A 483-nucleotide genomic window follows, 5' to 3' on the forward strand; every position below is an offset into this window, starting at 1 on the left:
CGATACGGGTGTCGAGCTTGCCAACTTCCTGGTTGGTCGCGTACAGCTGCGAGCCGTTGATAGCATCGGTGCTGGTGCCGCTGACGCGGCCGGCGGCCACGTTGGTGATGGTGCGGTTGGCAGTGCCATTACCGACGCTCACCGTGCCGGTCGGCGTGCCGCCAGCATAGTTGTAGCTGGTGCCCGCTACCGTACCGGTTGCCGTGGTCACCGCTGCGGCGGTGGTTGCACCATCGCCCAGCGCCACGCTGTTGGCGGTGCCGGCGGTAGCGCCCTTACCGATGGCGATGGAGTTGGTCGCCGTGCTCTTGGCAGTCGGGCCGACCGCGATCGAATCGGTGCCGGTGGCCGAGGAGTCGGCCAGGGTGGACTTGGCATGGAAGTACTTGATGCCGCCGCCGTTCTCGATGTCGGTGATAAAGGTCTCATGCACGCCCAGCGCGTCGTCGACCTTGGTGAACGCCGCGCCCACATCAGTGGCCG

At 66.5% G+C, this 483-nt stretch carries 1 pseudogene; it reads right to left on the reverse strand.

The window, feature by feature from the left end:
• Positions 1-483 (reverse strand): annotated as a pseudogene (locus JFY56_RS24190) (hypothetical protein); the annotation flags it as partial.

Origin of the sequence: Pseudomonas schmalbachii (genome assembly GCF_017589465.1) — a bacterium.
GTDB classification, from domain to species: domain Bacteria; phylum Pseudomonadota; class Gammaproteobacteria; order Pseudomonadales; family Pseudomonadaceae; genus Pseudomonas; species Pseudomonas schmalbachii.